Raw genomic sequence first — 19,455 nt, forward strand, 5'->3', positions numbered from 1 at the left:
AGCGCCAAACACAACGGCCGGGCACGACGGCCGGACAGAAGCGGCCCCGGACACACCGGCCCGGACCCACCCGGCCGTGAGGCCGCCACGACGACGGAACGAACACAGGAAAGTCCACGACCTGCCCGGGTGGACGAGGGGAAGCGTCCCGCCCGGACCACGAGGCTGATCCGCGCAGACGATCAGCAGGACAAGGAGAACCAGCATGACGGAGACGGTCAGCGGTCCCAGCACCCGCGGGGGCGCCAAGGGGCGCTCGGCGAAGGGACTGAAGGTCAACCGGATCTTCACCACTCCCGGCACCCATCCGTACGACGAGGTGACCTGGGAGCGCCGGGACGTCGTTCAGCAGAACTGGAAGACCGGCGAGACCGTCTTCGAACAGCGCGGTGTGGAGTACCCCGACTTCTGGTCGGTCAACGCGTCCACCATCGTCACCACGAAGTACTTCCGCGGCGCGGTCGGCACCCCACAGCGTGAGTGGACCCTGAAGCAGCTCATCGACCGGGTGGTGAAGACCTACCGCGCGGCCGGTGAGGAGCACGGCTACTTCGCCACCCCCGGTGACGCCGAGGTGTTCGAGCACGAGCTGGTCTGGATGCTGCTGCACCAGTACTTCAGCTTCAACAGCCCGGTGTGGTTCAACGTCGGCACGCCCTCGCCCCAGCAGGTCTCGGCGTGCTTCATCCTTGCCGTCGACGACTCGATGGACTCGATCCTCAACTGGTACAAGGAAGAGGGCCTGATCTTCAAGGGCGGCTCCGGTGCGGGAGTCAACCTCTCCCGCATCCGCGCCAGCCGGGAGTTGCTCTCCTCCGGCGGCACCGCCTCCGGTCCGGTGTCGTTCATGCGTGGTGCCGACGCCTCCGCCGGCACGATCAAGTCCGGCGGTGCCACCCGACGGGCGGCGAAGATGGTCATCCTCGACGTCGACCACCCCGACGTCGAGGAGTTCATCGAGACCAAGGCGCGTGAGGAGGACAAGATCCGCGCGCTGCGCGACGCCGGGTTCGACATGGACCTCGGCGGTGCCGACATCCACTCCGTGCAGTACCAGAACGCCAACAACTCCGTGCGGGTCTCCGACGAGTTCATGCGTGCGGTGGAGGGCGGCACGTCGTTCGGCCTCCGTGCCCGGCAGACCGGCGAGGTGCTCGAGGACGTCGACGCCAAGAAGCTGTTCCGCCGGATCTCCGAGGCCGCGTGGGGCTGCGCCGACCCCGGTCTGCAGTACGACGACACGATCAACGACTGGCACACCTGCCCCGAGACCGGGCGGATCACCGCGTCCAACCCGTGTTCGGAGTACATGCACCTGGACAACTCCTCGTGCAACCTCGCCTCGCTCAACCTGCTGAAGTTCCTGCGCGACGACGGTCAGTTCGACGTGGAGAACTTCGCCAAGGCCGTCGAGCTGGTCATCACCGCGATGGACATCTCGATCTGCTTCGCCGACTTCCCGACCGAGGCGATCGGGGAGACGACCCGCGACTACCGCCAGCTCGGCATCGGCTACGCCAACCTCGGCGCGCTGCTGATGGCCACCGGCCACGGCTACGACTCCGACGGCGGCCGGGCGATGGCGGCCGCGATCTCCTCGCTGATGACGGGCACCGCCTACAAGCGGTCGGCCGAGCTGGCCGGCATCGTCGGCCCGTACGCCGGGTACGCCCGCAACTCGGTGCCGCACCAGCGGGTGATCCGCAAGCACGCTGCGGCCAACGACGCCGTGCGCTCGGTCGGCGAGCTCGACCGCTCGGTCCTGTCCGCTGCCGGGCGGGCCTGGCAGCGCGCGCTGGAGGTCGGCGGCAAGCACGGCTACCGCAATGCCCAGGCGTCGGTCATCGCACCCACCGGCACCATCGGCCTGGCGATGGACTGCGACACGACCGGCATCGAGCCCGACCTCGCGCTGGTGAAGTTCAAGAAGCTCGTCGGCGGCGGGTCGATGCAGATCGTCAACAACACGATCCCGCGCGCGCTGGCGGGCCTCGGCTACCAGCAGGAGCAGGTCGAGGCGATCGTCGAGTACATCGCCGAGCACGGCCACGTCGTCGACGCGCCCGGCCTGAAGCCCGAGCACTACGAGGTGTTCGACTGCGCGATGGGTGCCCGGGCGATCCGACCGATGGGCCACGTGAAGATGATGGCCGCGGTGCAGCCGTTCGTGTCCGGAGCGATCTCCAAGACGGTCAACATGCCGGAGACGGCGAGCGTCGAGGAGGTCGAGGAGATCTACTTCCAGGGCTGGAAGCTGGGTCTGAAGGCGCTCGCCATCTACCGCGACAACTGCAAGGTCGGCCAGCCGCTGTCCGACGCCCGGGCCAAGAAGGCCGAGGTGAAGGAGGAGGAGACCGCTCCCCAGGTGGTCGTGGAGTACCGGCCCACCCGCAAGCGGCTGCCGAAGTCGCGGCCGTCGCGCACCACGTCGTTCACCGTGGGCGGCGCCGAGGGTTACATGACTGCCGGCTCCTACCCCGACGACGGGCTGGGCGAGGTGTTCCTGAAGCTCGGCAAGCAGGGTTCGACCCTGGCCGGGGTGATGGACGCGTTCTCGATCGCCATCTCGATCGCGCTGCAGTACGGCGTTCCGCTGGAGACGTTCGTCCAGAAGTTCACCAACCTGCGCTTCGAGCCGGCCGGGATGACCGACGACCCCGACGTCCGGATGGCGCAGTCGATGATGGACTACATCTTCCGGCGGCTGGCGCTCGACTACCTGCCGTTCGAGAAGCGGTCGGCGCTGGGGATCTACTCCGCCGACGAGCGCCAGCGTCAGCTCGAGACCGGGTCGTACGAGCCGACCGAGGTGCCGATCGACACCGGTGACGCGTCCTCGCTCCGCCAGGTGGACGAGGTCGAGGAGGCCGCCGCGTCCGCCCCGGCCGCCAAGCCGGCACCGGTCGAGGCGCACACCTCGACCGAACTGCTGGAGGCGATCCAGGGCACGACCGCCGACGCGCCGCTGTGCTTCACCTGCGGTACGAAGATGCGCCCGGCCGGAAGCTGCTTCGTCTGCGAGGGGTGCGGCAGCACCAGCGGCTGCAGCTGAGTCCGCGCACGAGCGACCGGTAGCAACCGGCTGTCCCCCGAAAGTCCGGTTTCGGGGGACAGCCGGTTGCGGGTATTTCCAGGCCGTGGTCAGGTGGACGTCAGTTCACTCGGCAACAACCTGTCCACGTCCTCCGCGAGCGGGACCGGGGTACGCGCGCAGGAGAGGTGACGACCTTCGGCGGCGCAGGAGTTCGGCGACGATCGAGCGCGGCTACCAAGAGCACGGCGACTGACGAGTACCGCGACCCGCGGGTACGGCGACACCCGGCAACACACGGCGACACAGGAGGAGGCGGCGACGATGCGCGTCGTACTGGCTGGTGCCCACGGCAAGGTCGGGATCCGGCTCGGGACTCTGCTGGCGCGGCGCCGGGACGAGGTGGTGGGGATCATCCGCAACCCCGCTCACGCCGCCGACCTGGAGGCCGTCGGCGTCCAGCCGGCCGTCCTCGACCTCGAGCACGCCGACGTCGACGAGGTGTCCGACCTCCTGGCCGACTCCGACGCCACGGTGTTCAGCGCGGGTGCAGGGCCAGGCAGCGGGGTAGCCCGCAAGGACACCGTCGACCGGGGCGCGGCAGTCCTGCTGGCCACCGCGGCCGAGCAGGCCAGGGTGCGGCGGTTCCTCCAGGTGTCGTCGATGGGTGTCGAATCTGTCCGCGACGGGGCCACCCCCGAGGGCGTGGACGAGGTGTTCGTGGCCTACCTGCGGGCCAAGCTCGCCGCCGAGGAGGACCTGCGCCAACGTGACCTGGACTGGACGATCCTGCGGCCGGGGCACCTCACCGACGAGCCGGGCACCGGGCGGGTCCGGCTCGCGCCGCGGGTCGACCGCGGGTCGGTCAGCCGGGACGACGTGGCCGCCGTCCTCGCCGCGTTGCTGGACGCCCCGGCGACCGCCGGGATGGTCCTCGAACTCGTCGGTGGCGACGAGTCGATCGAGGACGCGGTGGCGCGGATAGCCCGGGAAGGCTGACCGACCACGAAAGTCGCCGGCGCCGGACGGCGCGTTCTGCCTGTCCGGCCCGACGGGAATCCTGCGTCTCGCGTTAACTCCGGTGAACGCGATGTGAAAAGTTCCGGCCCGCCACGCCTGAGCCCCGCCGTTGTGACGTGAGTCACTTCGACGACGTGGAATGCTCCAGGGTATCGATGTAGCTGAGGCACGATGTGGGCAGCGTCGCCCGGCCGATCCGCCTCACCGTCCGCCTTCTTCGCTGATCGTCCCGTCACCGACCACGCCCCGCGCTCCTTGTTGGCCGCGGACGGCGTGCCGTGAACAGACGCTCGGCCCTGCGTATACCCGCTCGCCCGTGCCACCCACGATTCGTTCGGAGTCCACTGTGCGTACCTCCGCCGGCAACGCCGGCGTGCCCCGGATGCCTCTGCTTGTCCTGCTCCTCGGCTCGATCACCGCGATCGGCCCGATGTCCATCGACCTGTACCTCCCTGCGTTCCCCGAGCTCGCCCGCTCCCTGCACACCACCGAGCCGTTGGTGCAGCTCACCCTCACCGCCTGCCTGGTGGGCCTGGCGATCGGCCAGGCGCTGATCGGCCCGCTGTCGGACGCGATCGGCCGCCGCCGGCCCTTGCTGGTCGGGATGGCCGGGTACGCCGTCGCCTCGGTGCTCTGCGCGCTCGCGCCCTCCGTGGAGGCGCTGGCCGTCGGCCGGTTCCTGCAGGGCCTGGCCGGCTCCGCCGGTGCGGTGCTCGCCCAGGCCCTGGTGCGTGACCTCGTGGACGGCCCGATGGTCGCCAGCATCCTGAGCCGGCTGCTGCTGGTGATGGGTGTGGCGCCGGTCATCGCGCCGACCCTGGGCGGCCAGCTGCTCGGCCTCACCGGCTGGCGCGGGCTGTTCTGGCTGCTCGCGGTGTTCGGGCTGGTGATGACCGGTGTCGTCGCGTTGTTCGTACGCGAGACGCTGACCGTCGAGCGTCGTCGCTCGGGCGGGGTCGTGGGGACGCTGCGCACCTACCGCAGGCTGCTGTGCGACCGGCGCTATGTGGGGTACGCCGGGATGTCGGCGTTCGGCTTTCTCGCCATCTTCGGCTACGTCTCCGGCTCGCCGTTCGCCTACCAGGTGGTGCACGGGGTGTCCCCGCAGACGTACGGCCTGCTGTTCGGCATGAACTCCGTCGGCCTGGTCGCCGCCAGCCAGTGGAACGCGCGGCTGGTGCTGCGGATCCCGCCGTTCCAGATCCTGCGCAGGGCGCTGTGGCTCAGCGTCATCGCGGCGGTGGCGCTGGTGTTCACCGCCACGACCGGAGCGTTCGGGCTGGCCGGCCTCGCGGTCCCGCTGTTCGCGCTGATGACGAGCATCGGCCTGGTGCTGCCGAACGCCGGTGCGCTGGCGCTGAACCGGCACCCGGAGTCGGCGGGCACGGCGGCCGCCATGGTCGGCATGACGCAGTTCATGGTGGGCGCGGGCGCCGGCCCGTTCATCGGCTCACTCGGCTCGCACACCGCCGTCCCGATGGCGGGGGTGATCGCGGCCGGAGTGCTCGGCGTCCTCGCGATCGCGCTCGCGCTCGCACCGTCCGAACCCCGCACCCGTGGGTCCGGCGGGTCACACACCGAAGGCGCGACGGTCGTGGACGAGGGGATCGCCACGACAGTGGAGCGCGAGCAGGCCGCGCCGCTCCCGCACTGACCGGCAGGCGGCCGGGCAGACTGGGGGCGTGGACACCCACCGCTGGGTCCTGCACGTCGACCTCGACCAGTTCATCGCCGCCGTCGAGGTGCTTCGCCGGCCCGAGCTCGCCGGCCGGCCGGTGGTGGTCGGTGGTTCCGGCGACCCGACCCAGCGCGGGGTGGTGGCCACCGCGTCGTACGAGGCCCGCGAGTTCGGGGTGCGGTCGGGGATGCCGCTGCGGACCGCCGCGAAGCGGTGCCCGGACGCGGTGTTCCTGGCCGCCGACCACCCGGCGTACGAGGAGGCCTCGGCACGGGTCATGGACACCCTGCGGAAGTTCCCTGCGGTCGTCGAGGTGATGGGCTGGGACGAGGCCTTCCTGGAGGTGCACACCGACGACCCGGAGTCGGTGGCCCGTGAGATCCAGGAGGCGGTGCGGGAGCGGACCCGGCTGAACTGCTCGGTCGGCATCGGGGACAACAAGCTGCGCGCGAAGCTGGCCACCGGTTTCGGCAAGCCCGCCGGGGTGTTCCGGCTCACCGAGGACAACTGGTGGGCGGTGATGGGTGACCTGCGTACCGACGCGTTGTGGGGGATCGGGACGAAGACCGCACGCAAGCTTGCCGACCTCGGCATCGACACGGTTCGCGGGCTCGCGGCCGCGGACCCGCACCTGCTCGCGGACCGGCTGGGTCCGACGATGGGGCCGTGGTTTCGCCGCCTCGCCCGTGGTGCGGACACCTCGCCGGTGGTCGGTACGCCGTACGTGCCGCGCTCACGGAGCCGGGAGACGACGTTCCAGGAGAACCTCACCGACTGGGCGGCCGTTCGGGCCGAGGTCGTCCTGCTCGCCGCGCGGGTGGCGCAGGACGTGCGGGCGGAGGGGCGGCCCGCGGCACGGGTGGGGATCAAGGTGCGCTTCGCGCCGTTCGTGACGCTGACCCGCAGCGTGCGGCTGCCGGCACCGACCGGCGACCCGGCCGCGATCGAGGAGGGCGCGCTCGCGGCGCTGGACAGGTTCTCGGCGCAGGAGCGGACGGACCGGCGCGGCGGTGACCGGGCGGTCCGGCTGCTGGGGGTGCGGGCGGAGTTCGCCGAGGAGGCGGAGTCCTGACGCCCGCGGGTCGGCAGCCGGCGGGTCCGTAGATCGGGAGTCGGCAGGCCGTGCGGTCGGCGGCCAGCGGGTCACACCGGCAGGAGGTACCTGCGTTCACGTCCGTACGCGGTGAAGCCGGCCCGGCGCAGGATGGGACCCGACGTGGCGATCCGCCCCTTCACCAGGCCCAGGGTCGCGCCGTGGTCGCGGGCGATGGCCAGCCTGGTCAGCAGAACGGCGCGGTAGGCACCGCCGCCACGCAGTGCGGGCCGGGTCGCGGCACCCCACAACCTGGCCGTCCCGCCGGCGAGGGTGCAGCCGCCGGTCGCAGCCGGCTCGTTCCCGGCGTACGCCACGACCCGGAACTCCCCGCGCTCATCGATCGGCCGCGCGCAGTCGGCGAGCTCGCGGTCCAGCTGGTCCGACGGCGGCTGGTCTCCTCCCCACACCTCCCCCGCCACGAGGTGCGCGTCGGCCAGGGTGCGGGCGTCGTCGACGGGCACGCACCGGACGTCCACCGCGCCGACGTCGGGGAGCGGGCCGGTCAGGTCGTACGCGAGGACCTCCACGGTTTCACTGAGCGCCGCACCGGCGGTTCGCAGCCAGGACTCCAGGTCGGCGGGCCGGCTCGCCGACGACAGCCACCAGCTCACCTGGTCCCGGCCCCACCGGCGTACCTGGCCGGCAACCTCGTGGACGAGCGCGTCGGGCGGACGCTCCGACCGGCACCACGCGACCTGGGCGCCGGAGGAGAACCATTCGGGGTAGGCGATCAGGTGGTAGTCGTCGGTGCGTACTTCCGTGGCGTCGTCGGGCACCCACACCCAGTCCGTGGCGACGGCCAGGATCCGGTCCCGCGTCCACTCACCCGCGAGGTCGCTCCCGGGCAGCGGTGCACCGGAGGCGGTTGTCATGACGAGCGACCCCGGTCGGGACGGCCGGCAGCGGAGCCCGGAGCCGACGGCCGCGTGGGCGCGGGTGTCGGTGTGGCCGGTCCTGCGGTGGCCGGTCCTGCGGTGGTCGGTGACGCCGACCTGGTCCGCCGGAGGGCTTCCACGGGCTGCTCGAAGCGGGGGCGCTGGTGCGAGTGGTCGGAGTGATGGCGCGACCAGGGACCCAGGCCGCCGCCCAGCCGGTGTGGGTACCCGTTCGTCTCGTGGCCGGGCAGGGCGCCAGGACCGGGCACGCGGGATGGGCTCCTACCGGGGGAGGGCGCGCGCTGCCCGTTCGCCGCGTCGGGCGGAGTCTCCCTCGGGGACGCCGCCGGCGCACCCGGTCGGCCGGAACCCTCTCCCGGCGAGGCCGGCGTCCGCGGTTTCCGGGTCGGCGGCGGCGTGTCCACGTTCGGCGGGGAGACGCTGTAGGGCACGGGATCCTGCCGGGAGACGTCGACCTCGGTGCCGGGTGCGGCGGGACCGGCACCTTCGCGGGAGGTGGGCGCCGGGCGCTCGGCGGCCGGCTTGCCGGCGTCCTCGGTGTTGGTGGTGAACGTCGCGGGGGCGGGCTCGGGTGCGGAGAAGGCCTGGACGTAGCCGAGCATGCTGCCCAGACCGGCGACGACCCCGAACGCGACCAGCACGTGGCGGCGTCGGCACGCCGAGCGCGACGGCGACTCCTCGACCCACACCTGCCAGCCGTAGGGCGGTGGGCCCCACGCGGGGTCCGGCTTCCAGTGGGGAGGCGGAGTCCAGCCTGACGGGACCGGCCAGTTGGGCGGCGCGTTGAACCGTGCGGGCATGACGTACTCCTCCGACAAACCGATCGCGAGCATAAAGCCTCGCGCGGTCGGCCGCAGGCCATCGGTCACATGATGGAAGCCCGGACGAAATCTCCCCCGCGCACGGAGCTCAGGCCACCAACGCGGGCAGGAACCCGACCCGCTTCTTGTCGGCGCACATCCATCCCTGGTCGGTCAACAGCACCAGCGTCCCGTCCAGCACCGGCAGCCGGTGCTCGGCCTCCCGCCAGCCGTCGAACCACCGCTGGTCCTCGCTGGTGACGACCAGCGGACCACGGCGTACGACAACAGTCAGGAAGGTATGTCGCGGCTGGCCGAGGATGAGTCGCGGCCCGAACAACCGCTCCGCCGCCCGCTGGATCAGGACACCGCAGTGGCGGGCCTGCTCCGGCGCCTGTGCGGCGTCGTAGAGCACAGTCGTGTCGAGCAGGTGCTGGATCGTGCTGGGGTGCTCGACCAGCCCGATGATGACCATGCCGGGCCGCAGCTGGTGGCGCCGGGCGATCCCGGCGAGAGCCGCGGCCGGATCGCGAAGGTCCGACCTGGAATTGGCCATACCTGATAGTGCGCCATTTTCGCCACCCGGGTGAGTGTTTTCCACAGGTGGATACCCTCATGTTGCTTTCTGTCGCACCCTTCGTCCGTTACAGCCAGCGAGGCCGTCGTGGTGCTGGTCGGCGGCGGTTCTGGCCCGGGCCAGGACGTCGTACCTGTCGCCGCGGTAGAGAGAGCGTTCGGCCTCCAGTACCTGCCCGGCTCCGTCCCGGGTCACCGCCTCGATGAGCAGGCAGGGCTGGTCGGAGCCGACCTCCAGGAGTTCGGCGTCGTGCGGTTCCGGCAGCACCGCGAGGATGCGAGCCTCGCTGGTTGCCGGTCGTACGCCGAACCGTTCCTCCAGCGTGTCGAACAGCGACTGCCGCTCCCACTCCACCTCGTCCAGGCCCGGAAACCTGGCGAGGGACACGTCCGTACTCTCCCGGGCCATGGGATCCCCGTCGGCGGTCCGCAGGCGTACGAGATGCAGTACGGCTGAGCCCGGCTCGACCTCCAGCCGTGCGGCCATCCTCGGCCCGGCTGGCTCCACCGACGAGGACAGCACCCGGGAGCCCGGGGACAGGCCGCGGGCTCGCATGTCCCGGCTGAACGACGTGAGCAGGTCGGTGTGCGCGGGCCGGGGCTCGGCGACGACGGTCCCGTGTCCGTGCCGCCGGAACAGGACACCGTCGGTGACCAACCGTTGGATCTCCTGGCGTACGGTCGTCCTGGAGATCTCGAAGTGGTCGGCGAGGACGCGTTCGGACGGCAGCAGCGCGCCCGGCGGCAAGCGTCCGGCAAGGTCCTCCAGTATCTTGCGCAACTGGTGGCCCTTGGGTCGGCCGGCCGACAGGGCGCCGGTCGTCAACGTGCTCGGGTCGATCTCGTGACGGGTCCGCGACATGGTCCAGTATCGACCTGAGGAACCGCCCGAGATCGTCTCGTCCTCGATCGGCACCTTGTGTGATCCTGGAGACGCCAGTGATCATCAGCTGGAGAGGATGTTGCCGGATGGGTCGCCACGACATGCTGTTGGCGCGAATGCCCGAGGATCTCGTCGACGACGCGCGCAACGTCGTCGACCTCCTGGTGGGCGATCTCCGGGACTTCAGCGAGGTCGGCCAGATCGAGATCCAGCGGTTCCTCTGGATCCTGCTTCCGGTCACGTGGGGATTGCCCTCGCACGAGTGGCCGCGAGTTGCCGAGGCGGCCGCCCAGCTCCTGGAGCTCGCCAGCCGGCCGACCCTCGCCGGGCTCGCCCGGTCGGAGGAGACCGAGCAGGTGTTCGGGGCGTACGCGCGTTCGCGCGAGGAGGGGATCGAGGCGGCCAACGCCGCGATCGAACGCACCGGCACCAACCCACCCGACACCGACCTGCTCACCTGGCGCCGAAGCGTCAGCAGCGCCGAGGCGAGCGCCTACGACGAACTGCAGCGGGTGCTGGAGACGGCCGTCGTCGCCGGTGAGTACGAACCCGGCCACCCCGGCTGGCGGCGCCGTCAGCAGGCGCTGACCGAACGCTGGCTCACCACGCCGTCGCGGTACTTCGACGGCGAGCGTCCCCTCGACGTCATCCACAAGGACCGCCGGCAGACCTGGATCGACGCGGGCCCACAGATACGCGGGCGCGTCCTCGGCCTGGTCGAGCCGCTGATCCACCGTCCGGTGACGGTGCCCTCCGCCGAACCCGAGCCACTGGTGTGGCTGCTCGCCCGGATCGGCGACGGCGTGCGGCTCACCCAGCGCGGCTACCTCCCGCCGGAGATCGCGCGCGAGGCCGACGAGCTGTTCGGCTGGAAGCCCACGCCCGGTCGGGTGAGCCGTGAGCTGGACCTGCCTCAGTTGCGGGACCTGCACCTTCTGCTCCGCCATCACAAGCTGGTCGCCAAGCGGCAGGGGATGCTCCGCCTGTCGGCGCGGGGCCGGGCCGCGCTGGAGGAGCCGGTCAAGCTGTGGGAGCTCGCGGCGCGGGCCTGGCTGGGTGACTCGCCGTACGACCAGGCGGTGAACGAGGTCGCCGCGGCGATGCTGCTGACCAAGCCGACGTACTGGGTTCAGGTGGCGGCGGCCGCCCACGAGATGGTCTCGCCGATGTTCCGTACGCCCGAGGGCGAGCCGGTCCACTGGCGGCTGACCCAGGCGGCGATCTGGATCTGGCTGCGGCGCGGGTCGATGTTCGGGTTCGTGACGTACGACCCGGAGGGCTGGGAAGGCGACCTGGAGGAGGACGCCGCGGAGGACGAGATCTGTCCGGACTGCGGGGGCACCATCCAGAGTGGGTCGGATCTCGATGACGCCGACGACGCCGACGAATCCGGTGATCCGGATGACTTCGACGGGCCCGACCCGGCCGGTGACGCCGCGGCGGAGATCGCCGCGGGTCGCCTGCCCCTCGTGGTCGCCGCGGACAAGGGCGTTCACCTGCTGAGCGAGACCGGGCGGTCGGCGGCGGTGACGGCGCTGCGGCTGCGCGCCAACGACCCGCACGACTGACCGGCCCAGTACGCCCCGGCCGTTCGAACGACTGACCCCCGAGCGATGGGCCGCGCCGTACGACCCGGCGAGGTCACTCCTCCAGGGGCGGGCACACCTCGTCGGCGAAGCGAGTCACCGCCTGCAGCCACCGGTCGGGAACGTCGCGGTGCAGGTGGTGGCCGCCGGGCAGCACGACGAACCGTTCGGCGGGTACGCACCGCTCCGCGGCCAGCCGGTCCAGCCCGCGCAACGTGCTCAGCCGGCCGGTTCCGGACGGGTGCGGTTCGTCAGGGGCGACGAGGAACAACGCGGGGACGCGCAGCGTGCCGACCAGGGCCGGCAGGTCCCACGGGCGCGGCTCGCGCAGGCCGGCGAGGAGTTGTTCGGCGTCGGTGGCGGCGATCGCCTCGGTCGCGTGGGAGACGTCCTCCGGGTGCCACTGGGGATGGTTGGTGCGGAGCTGGAGTTCGAGGTGTTCGAGGTCCGAACGTGCGACCGTGGTCGCCGCGACGACCGCCTCGACGAGGGCGCTGCGGTCCTCCTCGCGGGAGCTGAGCGGTTCCTCCAGGACGACGGCCTGGGCGAGGTCGACGAACCGGTTCGCCAGCGCCAGCGCGACGACCGCGCCCAGCCCGTGGCCTGCGATGACGTCGACCCGGCCGGGCAGGCGTTCGGCGACGCCCTGCACCAGGGTCGGCAGGTCCAGCGGGCGCCCGTCGTGCGGCATGTCGCCGTGGCCGGGCAGGTCGACCGTACTCACCTGCCAGCCCTGGTCGGCCAGCGCCGGGCCGACCCACCACCACGTGGAGGACTGGGACAGCTCTCCGTGTACCAACAACATCCGGCCGCGCACAGGTCCGGGGCGCTCCCACCGAGTGGTCATGCCGCATATGTAAGCGGACTGGCGATCTTTCGCCACGCCTTCCCCGCCTGACCACCGCTTTTGGCCACTGGCAGGAGCGGCGCCGGAACGCACTGGCGCGAGAGCCGGACGAGGCAGGTGTCCGGAGCGCCCACCTGCCGGGCCTGCGGGGGTTCGTCCCAGCCGTTCGCCGTCGTACCGCCCCTCTATCTTGACGGGGAGCGATCGGGCTCGGCGCGCACTTCGCCCGCGGGCCTGGTCGAGGACTCCGGCGGCCGGGCGCCGCCGGCCCCGAGCGAAGGAGGCGTCCGTGCGGTCGCGGACCTACCGTCAACGAGACCTTGCGTGCACCGAGTACACCCTCGACGTTCCGCTGGACCACACCCGACCCGACGGCGAGCGGATCGAGGTCTACGCGCGCGAGGTCGTGGACCCGGCCAAGGCGGACGCCGACCTGCCGCGGCTGGTGTACCTGCAGGGTGGACCCGGCGGCAAGGGGCACCGCCCGACCAGCCGCAGCGGATGGCTCGCCCGAGCGCTGCGGGACTACCGCGTGGTCCTCCTCGACCAGCGGGGCACCGGCCTGTCCACCCCCGCCAACCGGCAGACCCTGCCGCGACGGGGCGACGCTCGGGCCCAGGCGGAGTACCTCACCCACTTCCGGGCCGACTCGATCGTCGCCGACGCCGAACTCCTGCGCCGCGAACTTCAGGGCGACCAGCCCTGGAGTGCGCTCGGTCAGAGCTACGGCGGCTTCTGCGCGCTGACGTACCTCTCGTTCGCGCCCGAGGGACTCAAGGAGGTGTACGTCACCGGCGGGCTGCCGCCACTGGGCGGCGGCGCGGACGAGGTGTACGCGCTCACCTACGTGCGCACCGCGGAGAAGAACGCGCGCTACTTCGACCGCCATCCCGGCGACCGTGACCTGTGTGCACGGATCGTGGAACACCTGCGCCACAACGAGGTTCACCTGCCGACCGGTGAACGCCTGACCGCCCGGAGGTTCCAGACCGCCGGGATGGGGCTGGGTATGCGCGGCAACTTCGACGGCCTGCACTACCTGCTGGAGGAGGCGTTCGTCGACGGCGTGGGCGGACCCGAGTTGTCCGACACGTTCCTGACCGGTGTCGCGAGCGGAGTGAGCTTCGCGACCAACCCGTTGTACGCGGTGCTGCACGAGTCGATCTACTGCCAGGGAACGGCTTCGGACTGGTCGGCCGAACGTCTGTACGCGCAGCGGCCGGAGTTCGCCCTCGGTGTGGACACGCCGTTCCTGTTCACCGGCGAGATGATCTACCCGTTCGTGTTCGACGCCGACCCGGCTCTGATTCCGTTGCGGGAGGCCGCGGACCAGCTCGCGGCCAAGGACGACTGGCCGGCGCTGTACGACCCGGATCGCCTTGCCCTCAACAAGGTTCCGACGTACGCCGCGCTCTACTACGAGGACATGTACGTCGCTCGCGAGCACTCGCTGGCCACCGCCAACGCCGTCGCCCGGCTCACGCCGTGGATCACCAACGAGCACGAGCACGACGGCCTGCGGCTGGGTGGTGTCTTCGGGCGGCTGCTCGACCTCGCCCGCGAGACCCCGTGATCCGTCGAGGTCCTTGATTTTGTCCGCAGGATGGTGGGTCGGGGTGACCCTAGTAGGCGGACCCGCCGCGGCGAAGGAGCTCGGAGAACGCGGTTGCGGGATGCCCGGTCAGCCGGGGGATGTCGTCGGTTACGCCGGCGACCTCGCCGTTGGCGATGGCGGTGTAGGTCGACACCCAGGCGTCGACCTGCCACCGGGGTGCCCCATAGCCGGCGCGGGACGCGTACGCCTCCTCGATCGTCTCGTCCTGGTATCTCACCGGGCGTCCCAGTTCAGCGGTCAGCGTGGCCGCGACCTCATCCAGTGACAGGGCCTGCGGTCCGGTCAGCGAGTAGGTCGCTCCCACGTGCGCGCCCGGGTCGAGTAGTACCGCGGTGGCGGCGTCGGCGATGTCGTCCTGGGCCACCGCCGCGACGCGCCCCTCACCCGCCGGGCCCCGGATCACGTCGTCCTCGTCGACCATGGCCGCCAGGAAATCGGCGTAGAGGTTGTCGCGTAGGAAGGTGAACCGAAGACCGGACGCGCGGATGTGCTGCTCGGTCGCATAGTGGTCGCGGCCGAGGGTGAACGTGCAGTCTGGTGCGGCTCCGTAGAAGGAGATGTACACCAGATGCTCGACGCCTGCGCTTGCGGCCGCGTCGACGAACGCCTGGTGCTGTGCCACCCGGTCCGGAGTTTCCGACGCCGACACCATGAGGACGGTGGGCACGTCCTTCAGTGCAGTGCGCACAGCCTCACGGTCACCGAACGCTCCACGCACGACTGACGCGCCCAGCAGCTGCGGCGCCCGCGCCGGGTCGCGGACGACGAGTCGCTGACGGGCACTCGCGGCGGCCAGCCGACGTGCGACACGGCCACCGAGCCGGCCGGTCGCGCCGGTGACGCCGATCAGGCTCGCGGTAAGGGGGCTCGACATCAGGAGTCGGTGCGTTCAGCTGCGCACGGCCGGCGGCCGGAGCACCGCGAACGGGTCGGTGATGAACATGTCCCGGCAGGTGAACCGGAACAACGCGGCGGGGCGCCCGCCGGTCGGCCCGGACACGGCCGTCTGGCCGGTGGCCTCCAGCTGCCCGCGCCGGGTGAGCACGCGCTGCAGGTTGGTCGCCGACACCCGGTGCCCGAGTGCGGCGGAGTAGACCTCGCGAAGCTCGGAGACGGTGAAGGTCGGGGGAGCGAGGGCGAACCCGAGGTTGGTGTAGGAGAGCTTGGACCGCAGCCGGTCGCGGGCGCGCAACACGATGGCCCGGTGGTCGAACGCGGTCTTCGGCAGGTCGTCGATCGGAAACCACCGGGTGTCCTCGGGGATCTCCGGGTCGGCGTCGCTCGGCACCAGGCCGAGGAACGCCGTGGCCAGTACCCTCGGCCCGGGCGTCCGGTCGGGTGCGCTGAACACCGCGAGTTGCTCGACGTGGGAGAGCTGGCGTACGTCGACCTTCTCGGCGAGCTGCCGGCGTACCGAGCTCTCGACGTCCTCGACGGCACCCAACCGGCCACCGGGGAGTGCCCACGTGCCTACCTGGGGTTCGCGGGCACGCTGCCAGAGCAGGACCTGCAGTGACCGGGACCGGACCTGGAGGACCGCTGCCAGCACCTCATGCCCCAGTCGGCTCACGCGGTGATAGTATCTCGGGAAGTTTTCGCTCGTAAGTCGAAAACCCCAGGCGCCGGAAGCCTGGACGAAGACCCGGAGCACCCGCTCTGGGTGAGGAACCCTGCCGGGAGGGTCACATGACCCCTGTCACTGAAGCGGTCCGCGCGGACACGGCCTACGACGAGGTGGTGCCGGACGAAGCGTGGCGAGAAGAAGTACGCCGGCTTGCCGCCGAGCGCGACGCGGTGCTGCTCGCGCACAACTACCAGATCCCCGAGATCCAGGACATCGCCGACCACACCGGCGACTCCCTCGCGCTCAGCCGCATCGCCGCGGCCAGCGAGGCGTCCACCATCGTCTTCTGCGGCGTGCACTTCATGGCGGAGTCGGCGAAGATCCTCAGCCCCGACAAGACGGTTCTCATCCCGGACGCCCGGGCCGGTTGCTCCCTGGCCGACTCGATCACAGCCGACCAGCTGCGGGCCTGGAAGGCCGAGCACCCGGGCGCGGTCGTCGTGTCGTACGTCAACACCACCGCCGAGGTGAAGGCCGAGACCGACATCTGCTGCACGTCCGCGAACGCGGTCGAGGTGGTGGCCTCGGTCCCCGCCGACCGGGAGGTGCTGTTCCTGCCGGACATGTTCCTCGGCGCCCACGTCAAGCGGGAGACCGGCCGGGACAACCTGCACATCTGGGCGGGGGAGTGCCACGTGCACGCCGGCATCAACGGCGCCGAGCTCGCCGACCGCGCCGCCGCCCAGCCCGACGCGGAGCTGTTCATCCACCCCGAGTGCGGCTGCGCGACGTCGGCGCTCTACCTCGCCGGCGAGGGTGTGGTCGCCGCGGACCGGGTGAAGATCCTGTCCACCGGCGGAATGCTCGACCAGGCGAAGGAGACCAAGGCGCGGTCGGTGCTGGTGGCCACCGAGATCGGCATGCTGCACCAGCTCCGCAAGGCCGCGCCGGGTGTCGACTTCCGTCCGGTGAACGACCGGGCCTCGTGCCGCTACATGAAGATGATCACGCCGGGAGCGTTGCTGCGCAGCCTCCGCGAGGGCACCGACGAGGTGCACGTCGCGTCGGAGATCGCGGCGCGGGCGCGGGGAGCGGTGCAGGCGATGATCGAGATCGGCAACCCCGGCGGCGGGGAATGAGCAGCCGTTGGGAGGCGGCCGCCGATCTGGTCGTGGTGGGTACGGGCGTGGCCGGGCTGAGTGCCGCGCTGGAGGCGGTGCGCGCCGGCCTGCGGGTCGTCGTCGTCACCAAGGCCGAGGCCGACGCGGGCAACACCCGCTGGGCGCAAGGCGGGGTTGCGGTCGTACTCCCGGGCGAACACGAGCCCGGCGACAGCGTCCACAGGCACGTCGACGACACCCTGGTCGCCGGAGCCGGTCTGTGCGATCCGGCCGCCGTGGCGACGATCCTCGCCGAGGGGCCGGACGCGGTGGCCAGGCTGCGCGCCGGTGGTGCGGTGTTCGACCCGGCCGGTGACGACCAGCCCGACCGGCGGGGCCGGCTGGCACTCGCCCGGGAAGGCGGCCACACCGCGTTCCGGGTGGTGCACGCCGGCGGTGACGCCACCGGCGCCGAGGTCGAACGCGCACTGCTGGCGGGCGTACGCAACCAGCGGTTGACGCTGCTCGAACGCCATGTCGCCGCCAGGGTCGTGCGTACCGAAGCCGGGGCGGTCGCCGGGCTGCTGGTGCTCGCCGACGACGGTGTGGCGGGCATCCTCCGGGCCCCCGCGGTGCTGCTCGCCACCGGCGGGCTCGGTCAGCTCTACGAGGCCACCACCAACCCCGACGTCGCCACCGCCGACGGGATCGCGCTGGCCCTGCGCGCGGGCGCTTCGGTGGCCGACCTGGAGTTCGTGCAGTTCCACCCGACCGTGCTCTACCCCGGCAGGGGTGCCACCGGTTCGCGGCCCCTGGTCACCGAGGCGGTCCGTGGCGAGGGCGCGGTGCTGATCGACGCCGCGGGCGAACGCGTCATGGAGGGCGTGCACCCACTCGGGGACCTCGCGCCCCGGGACGTGGTCTCGGCGGCGATCATCCGCCGGCTGGCCGAGGTGCCCGGCGGCGTGGACGACCACGTGTTCCTGGACGCCACCCACCTGCGGGCGGAGGTCTTCCGGACGCGGTTCCCCACGGTGTACGCGGCGTGCCGGGCGATCGGCGTCCACCCGGCGTCCGAACCGATCCCGGTGGCACCGTCGGCGCACTTCGGCTGCGGCGGCGTGGTGACCAGCGTCGACGGCCGGACCGCGGTGCCCGGCCTGTACGCGGCGGGGGAGGTCGCCCGCACCGGCCTGCACGGCGCCAACCGGCTGGCCTCCAACAGCCTGCTCGAAGGGCTGGTGACGGGGCGCCGCACCGCCAGGGCCGTGGTGGCGGACCTGTCCGCCGGCAAGGCCGCGAGACAGTCGGCGGGCCGGCTCGGCGACGAAGGAGACGGAGCCGACGTGCTGACGGCCGAGCCGGTCGCGGACCGACCCGGACTGCAGCAGCTGATGAGCAGGCACGCGGCGATCGGCCGGGACCAGGCCGGCCTCGCGATCGTGGCCAAGTCGCTGGACGCGATGGCGTCGCGCACGCTGCCTGCCGGGCGGGCCGACGTCGAGGACGCCGCACTCCACCTGGCGGCCCGGGCGCTGGTGCTCGCGGCGTCCACGCGTACGGAGTCCCGTGGCTGCCACGTCCGGCACGACCATCCCGTACGAGACGACCAACGGTGGCGGCGCAGTCTGGTCGTGGGCCTGGACGAGTCCGGTGAGCCCACCCTGCTGCCCGCCCTCGACCTGGGAGGTGTGGCATGACGGCGCCCACTGGTCCGCTGCACAGTTCGCTCCACGGTTCGGACGCCGCGGATGCTCCGGAGGCCGCACATGGCTTCTCGCCCGGTGTGGCCGAGGCGCTGGCCCGGGCAGGGCTGGATGTCGACGACACCTTGCGGGTGCTCAGCACGGCGCTGGCGGAAGACCTGCGCTACGGCCCGGACGAGACGACGGCGGCGACTGTTACGGCGGGCGCGGTGGCCGAGGCGGAGCTCACGCCACGCGTGCCGGGCGTGCTCGCCGGAGGGGCTCTCGTGCCCGCCGTGTTCGACCTGCTCGCACCCGGCGAGGTGGAGGTGCTCCACCGGGTGGAGGACGGAACCCGACTAAGGGCGGGCAAGCCCGCGCTGGTCCTGCGAGGGCCGGTTCGGACGCTGCTCATCGGGGAACGCACGGCACTCAACCTGGTGTGCCACCTGTCCGGTATCGCGACGGCCACCGCCGCCTGGGTGGACGCCGTCTCCGGCACCGGGTGCGCGGTCCGCGACAGCCGCAAGACGCTGCCCGGCCTGCGGCTCCTGCAGAAGTACGCCGTACGAGCCGGTGGCGGCGTCAACCACCGGCTCGGGCTGGGTGACGCGGTGCTGGTCAAGGACAACCACGTGCTCGCCGCCGGGTCGGCGGTCGCCGCGCTGGAAGCGGCCCGCCGGCACGCCCCGCAGCTACCCGCCGAGGTCGAGGTGACCACGCTGGCCGAGCTCGACTCGGTGCTGGACGCCAAGGCGGAGCTGGTGCTGGTGGACAACTTCACGCCGGAGGAGTGCGCGGAGGCGGTTCGGCGTACCCGAGCAGCCGGCACCGGGACGCTGCTGGAGGCCTCCGGCGGGCTCACCCTCGAGGTGGCCAGGGCGTACGCGGAGACCGGCGTCGACTACCTCGCGGTGGGTGCGCTGACGCACTCGGCGCCGGCCCTCGACCTCGGCCTGGATCTGCGGACCTGAGCCGTCCCGCGAGGGAACGAGACGCCGGCGGCGGGCCGGTCCGGCGGAGGACGCGCGGGGCCGGCCCGCCGGTGTCCACCGCCGCGTCCTCGAACCGCCATCCC

The 19,455-nt window shown here is 71.9% G+C and carries 16 protein-coding genes; 9 read left to right on the top strand and 7 right to left on the bottom strand.

Annotation, left to right across the window (positions count from 1 at the left end; genetic code table 11):
* The first annotated feature begins 205 nt into the window (after positions 1–205).
* From F4554_RS10875 to F4554_RS10890, 4 genes are all read left to right on the top strand, one after another.
* Positions 206–3,052, top strand: coding sequence for a vitamin B12-dependent ribonucleotide reductase (locus F4554_RS10875; protein WP_179787269.1), 2,847 nt, complete (start codon positions 206–208; stop codon positions 3,050–3,052).
* Positions 3,053–3,355: 303 nt separating this feature from the next.
* Positions 3,356–4,030, top strand: a complete 675-nt coding sequence (locus F4554_RS10880) for an SDR family oxidoreductase (protein WP_179787270.1) — start codon at positions 3,356–3,358, stop codon at positions 4,028–4,030.
* A 367-nt stretch (positions 4,031–4,397) separates the two neighbouring features.
* Positions 4,398–5,705, top strand: coding sequence for a Bcr/CflA family efflux MFS transporter (locus F4554_RS10885; RefSeq protein ID WP_179787271.1), 1,308 nt, complete (start codon positions 4,398–4,400; stop codon positions 5,703–5,705).
* Between the two features lie 28 nt (positions 5,706–5,733).
* Positions 5,734–6,801 carry a DNA polymerase IV gene (locus F4554_RS10890; protein WP_179787272.1) on the top strand — a complete coding sequence of 356 codons (1,068 nt, stop codon included), beginning with the start codon at positions 5,734–5,736 and terminating at the stop codon, positions 6,799–6,801.
* A 71-nt stretch (positions 6,802–6,872) separates the two neighbouring features.
* On the opposite strand, the gene F4554_RS10895 is transcribed toward F4554_RS10890, so the two are convergent.
* From F4554_RS10895 to F4554_RS10910, 4 genes are all read right to left on the bottom strand, one after another.
* A complete protein-coding gene (locus F4554_RS10895) occupies positions 6,873–7,697 on the bottom strand; it encodes a hypothetical protein (RefSeq protein WP_179787273.1) in 825 nt (274 codons plus the stop codon).
* The gene (locus F4554_RS10900) at positions 7,694–8,521 is read right to left on the bottom strand and encodes a hypothetical protein (protein WP_179787274.1); all 828 of its coding nucleotides are present in this window, start codon (positions 8,519–8,521) and stop codon (positions 7,694–7,696) included. The genes F4554_RS10895 and F4554_RS10900 overlap by 4 nt, the downstream gene beginning before the upstream one ends.
* Before the next feature lie 109 nt (positions 8,522–8,630).
* Positions 8,631–9,077: a hypothetical protein gene (locus tag F4554_RS10905; protein ID WP_179787275.1), complete on the bottom strand. Its 447-nt coding sequence runs from the start codon at positions 9,075–9,077 to the stop codon at positions 8,631–8,633.
* 57 nt (positions 9,078–9,134) lie between these two features.
* Complete coding sequence (locus F4554_RS10910) at positions 9,135–9,959, bottom strand: GntR family transcriptional regulator (protein ID WP_179787276.1); 825 nt, start codon at positions 9,957–9,959, stop codon at positions 9,135–9,137.
* A gap of 107 nt (positions 9,960–10,066) precedes the next feature.
* Between F4554_RS10910 and F4554_RS10915 the strand changes: the two genes are divergently transcribed.
* Positions 10,067–11,548, top strand: coding sequence for an antitoxin Xre/MbcA/ParS toxin-binding domain-containing protein (locus F4554_RS10915; RefSeq protein WP_179787277.1), 1,482 nt, complete (start codon positions 10,067–10,069; stop codon positions 11,546–11,548).
* A 73-nt stretch (positions 11,549–11,621) separates the two neighbouring features.
* Here the strand turns inward: F4554_RS10915 and F4554_RS10920 are convergent, their stop codons facing one another.
* Positions 11,622–12,413 carry an alpha/beta fold hydrolase gene (locus F4554_RS10920; protein ID WP_179787278.1) on the bottom strand — a complete coding sequence of 264 codons (792 nt, stop codon included), beginning with the start codon at positions 12,411–12,413 and terminating at the stop codon, positions 11,622–11,624.
* A 289-nt stretch (positions 12,414–12,702) separates the two neighbouring features.
* Between F4554_RS10920 and F4554_RS10925 the strand changes: the two genes are divergently transcribed.
* Positions 12,703–13,986, top strand: a complete 1,284-nt coding sequence (locus F4554_RS10925; protein WP_179787279.1) for an alpha/beta fold hydrolase — start codon at positions 12,703–12,705, stop codon at positions 13,984–13,986.
* Between the two features lie 49 nt (positions 13,987–14,035).
* Here F4554_RS10925 and F4554_RS10930 read toward each other — a convergent pair whose 3' ends face one another.
* Positions 14,036–14,902: an SDR family oxidoreductase gene (locus F4554_RS10930; protein ID WP_179787280.1), complete on the bottom strand. Its 867-nt coding sequence runs from the start codon at positions 14,900–14,902 to the stop codon at positions 14,036–14,038.
* Between the two features lie 15 nt (positions 14,903–14,917).
* Positions 14,918–15,598 carry an NUDIX hydrolase gene (locus tag F4554_RS10935; protein ID WP_337795964.1) on the bottom strand — a complete coding sequence of 227 codons (681 nt, stop codon included), beginning with the start codon at positions 15,596–15,598 and terminating at the stop codon, positions 14,918–14,920.
* A gap of 116 nt (positions 15,599–15,714) precedes the next feature.
* On the opposite strand from F4554_RS10935, the gene nadA reads away from it, so the two are divergent.
* Genes nadA through nadC form a run of 3 tightly spaced genes read left to right on the top strand, consistent with a single transcriptional unit; the run spans position 15,715 to position 19,351 of the window.
* A complete protein-coding gene (gene nadA / locus F4554_RS10940; RefSeq protein WP_179787281.1) occupies positions 15,715–16,731 on the top strand; it encodes a quinolinate synthase NadA in 1,017 nt (338 codons plus the stop codon).
* Positions 16,728–18,392 (top strand): L-aspartate oxidase, encoded by a 1,665-nt coding sequence (locus F4554_RS10945; protein WP_179787282.1) that lies wholly within the window; start codon positions 16,728–16,730, stop codon positions 18,390–18,392. The genes nadA and F4554_RS10945 overlap by 4 nt, the downstream gene beginning before the upstream one ends.
* On the top strand, positions 18,389–19,351 hold the full coding sequence (nadC, locus tag F4554_RS10950) for a carboxylating nicotinate-nucleotide diphosphorylase (RefSeq protein WP_179787283.1): 963 nt from the start codon (positions 18,389–18,391) through the stop codon (positions 19,349–19,351). The genes F4554_RS10945 and nadC overlap by 4 nt, the downstream gene beginning before the upstream one ends.
* Positions 19,352–19,455 lie beyond the last annotated feature (104 nt).

Origin of the sequence: Actinopolymorpha rutila, assembly GCF_013407855.1 — a bacterium.
GTDB classification, from domain to species: domain Bacteria; phylum Actinomycetota; class Actinomycetes; order Propionibacteriales; family Actinopolymorphaceae; genus Actinopolymorpha; species Actinopolymorpha rutila.

What these genes read in the sequence shown, in the direction of transcription:
- F4554_RS10915 (WP_179787277.1), top strand. Translation starts at nt 10,067, where the DNA reads ATGGGTCGCCACGACATGCTGTTGGCGCGAATGCCCGAGGATCTCGTC.
- F4554_RS10930 (WP_179787280.1), bottom strand. Translation starts at nt 14,902, where the DNA reads ATGTCGAGCCCCCTTACCGCGAGCCTGATCGGCGTCACCGGCGCGACC.
- F4554_RS10875 (WP_179787269.1), top strand. Translation starts at nt 206, where the DNA reads ATGACGGAGACGGTCAGCGGTCCCAGCACCCGCGGGGGCGCCAAGGGG.
- F4554_RS10920 (WP_179787278.1), bottom strand. Translation starts at nt 12,413, where the DNA reads ATGACCACTCGGTGGGAGCGCCCCGGACCTGTGCGCGGCCGGATGTTG.
- F4554_RS10905 (WP_179787275.1), bottom strand. Translation starts at nt 9,077, where the DNA reads ATGGCCAATTCCAGGTCGGACCTTCGCGATCCGGCCGCGGCTCTCGCC.
- F4554_RS10900 (WP_179787274.1), bottom strand. Translation starts at nt 8,521, where the DNA reads ATGCCCGCACGGTTCAACGCGCCGCCCAACTGGCCGGTCCCGTCAGGC.
- F4554_RS10945 (WP_179787282.1), top strand. Translation starts at nt 16,728, where the DNA reads ATGAGCAGCCGTTGGGAGGCGGCCGCCGATCTGGTCGTGGTGGGTACG.
- F4554_RS10895 (WP_179787273.1), bottom strand. Translation starts at nt 7,697, where the DNA reads ATGACAACCGCCTCCGGTGCACCGCTGCCCGGGAGCGACCTCGCGGGT.
- nadA (WP_179787281.1), top strand. Translation starts at nt 15,715, where the DNA reads ATGACCCCTGTCACTGAAGCGGTCCGCGCGGACACGGCCTACGACGAG.
- F4554_RS10880 (WP_179787270.1), top strand. Translation starts at nt 3,356, where the DNA reads ATGCGCGTCGTACTGGCTGGTGCCCACGGCAAGGTCGGGATCCGGCTC.
- nadC (WP_179787283.1), top strand. Translation starts at nt 18,389, where the DNA reads ATGACGGCGCCCACTGGTCCGCTGCACAGTTCGCTCCACGGTTCGGAC.
- F4554_RS10910 (WP_179787276.1), bottom strand. Translation starts at nt 9,959, where the DNA reads ATGTCGCGGACCCGTCACGAGATCGACCCGAGCACGTTGACGACCGGC.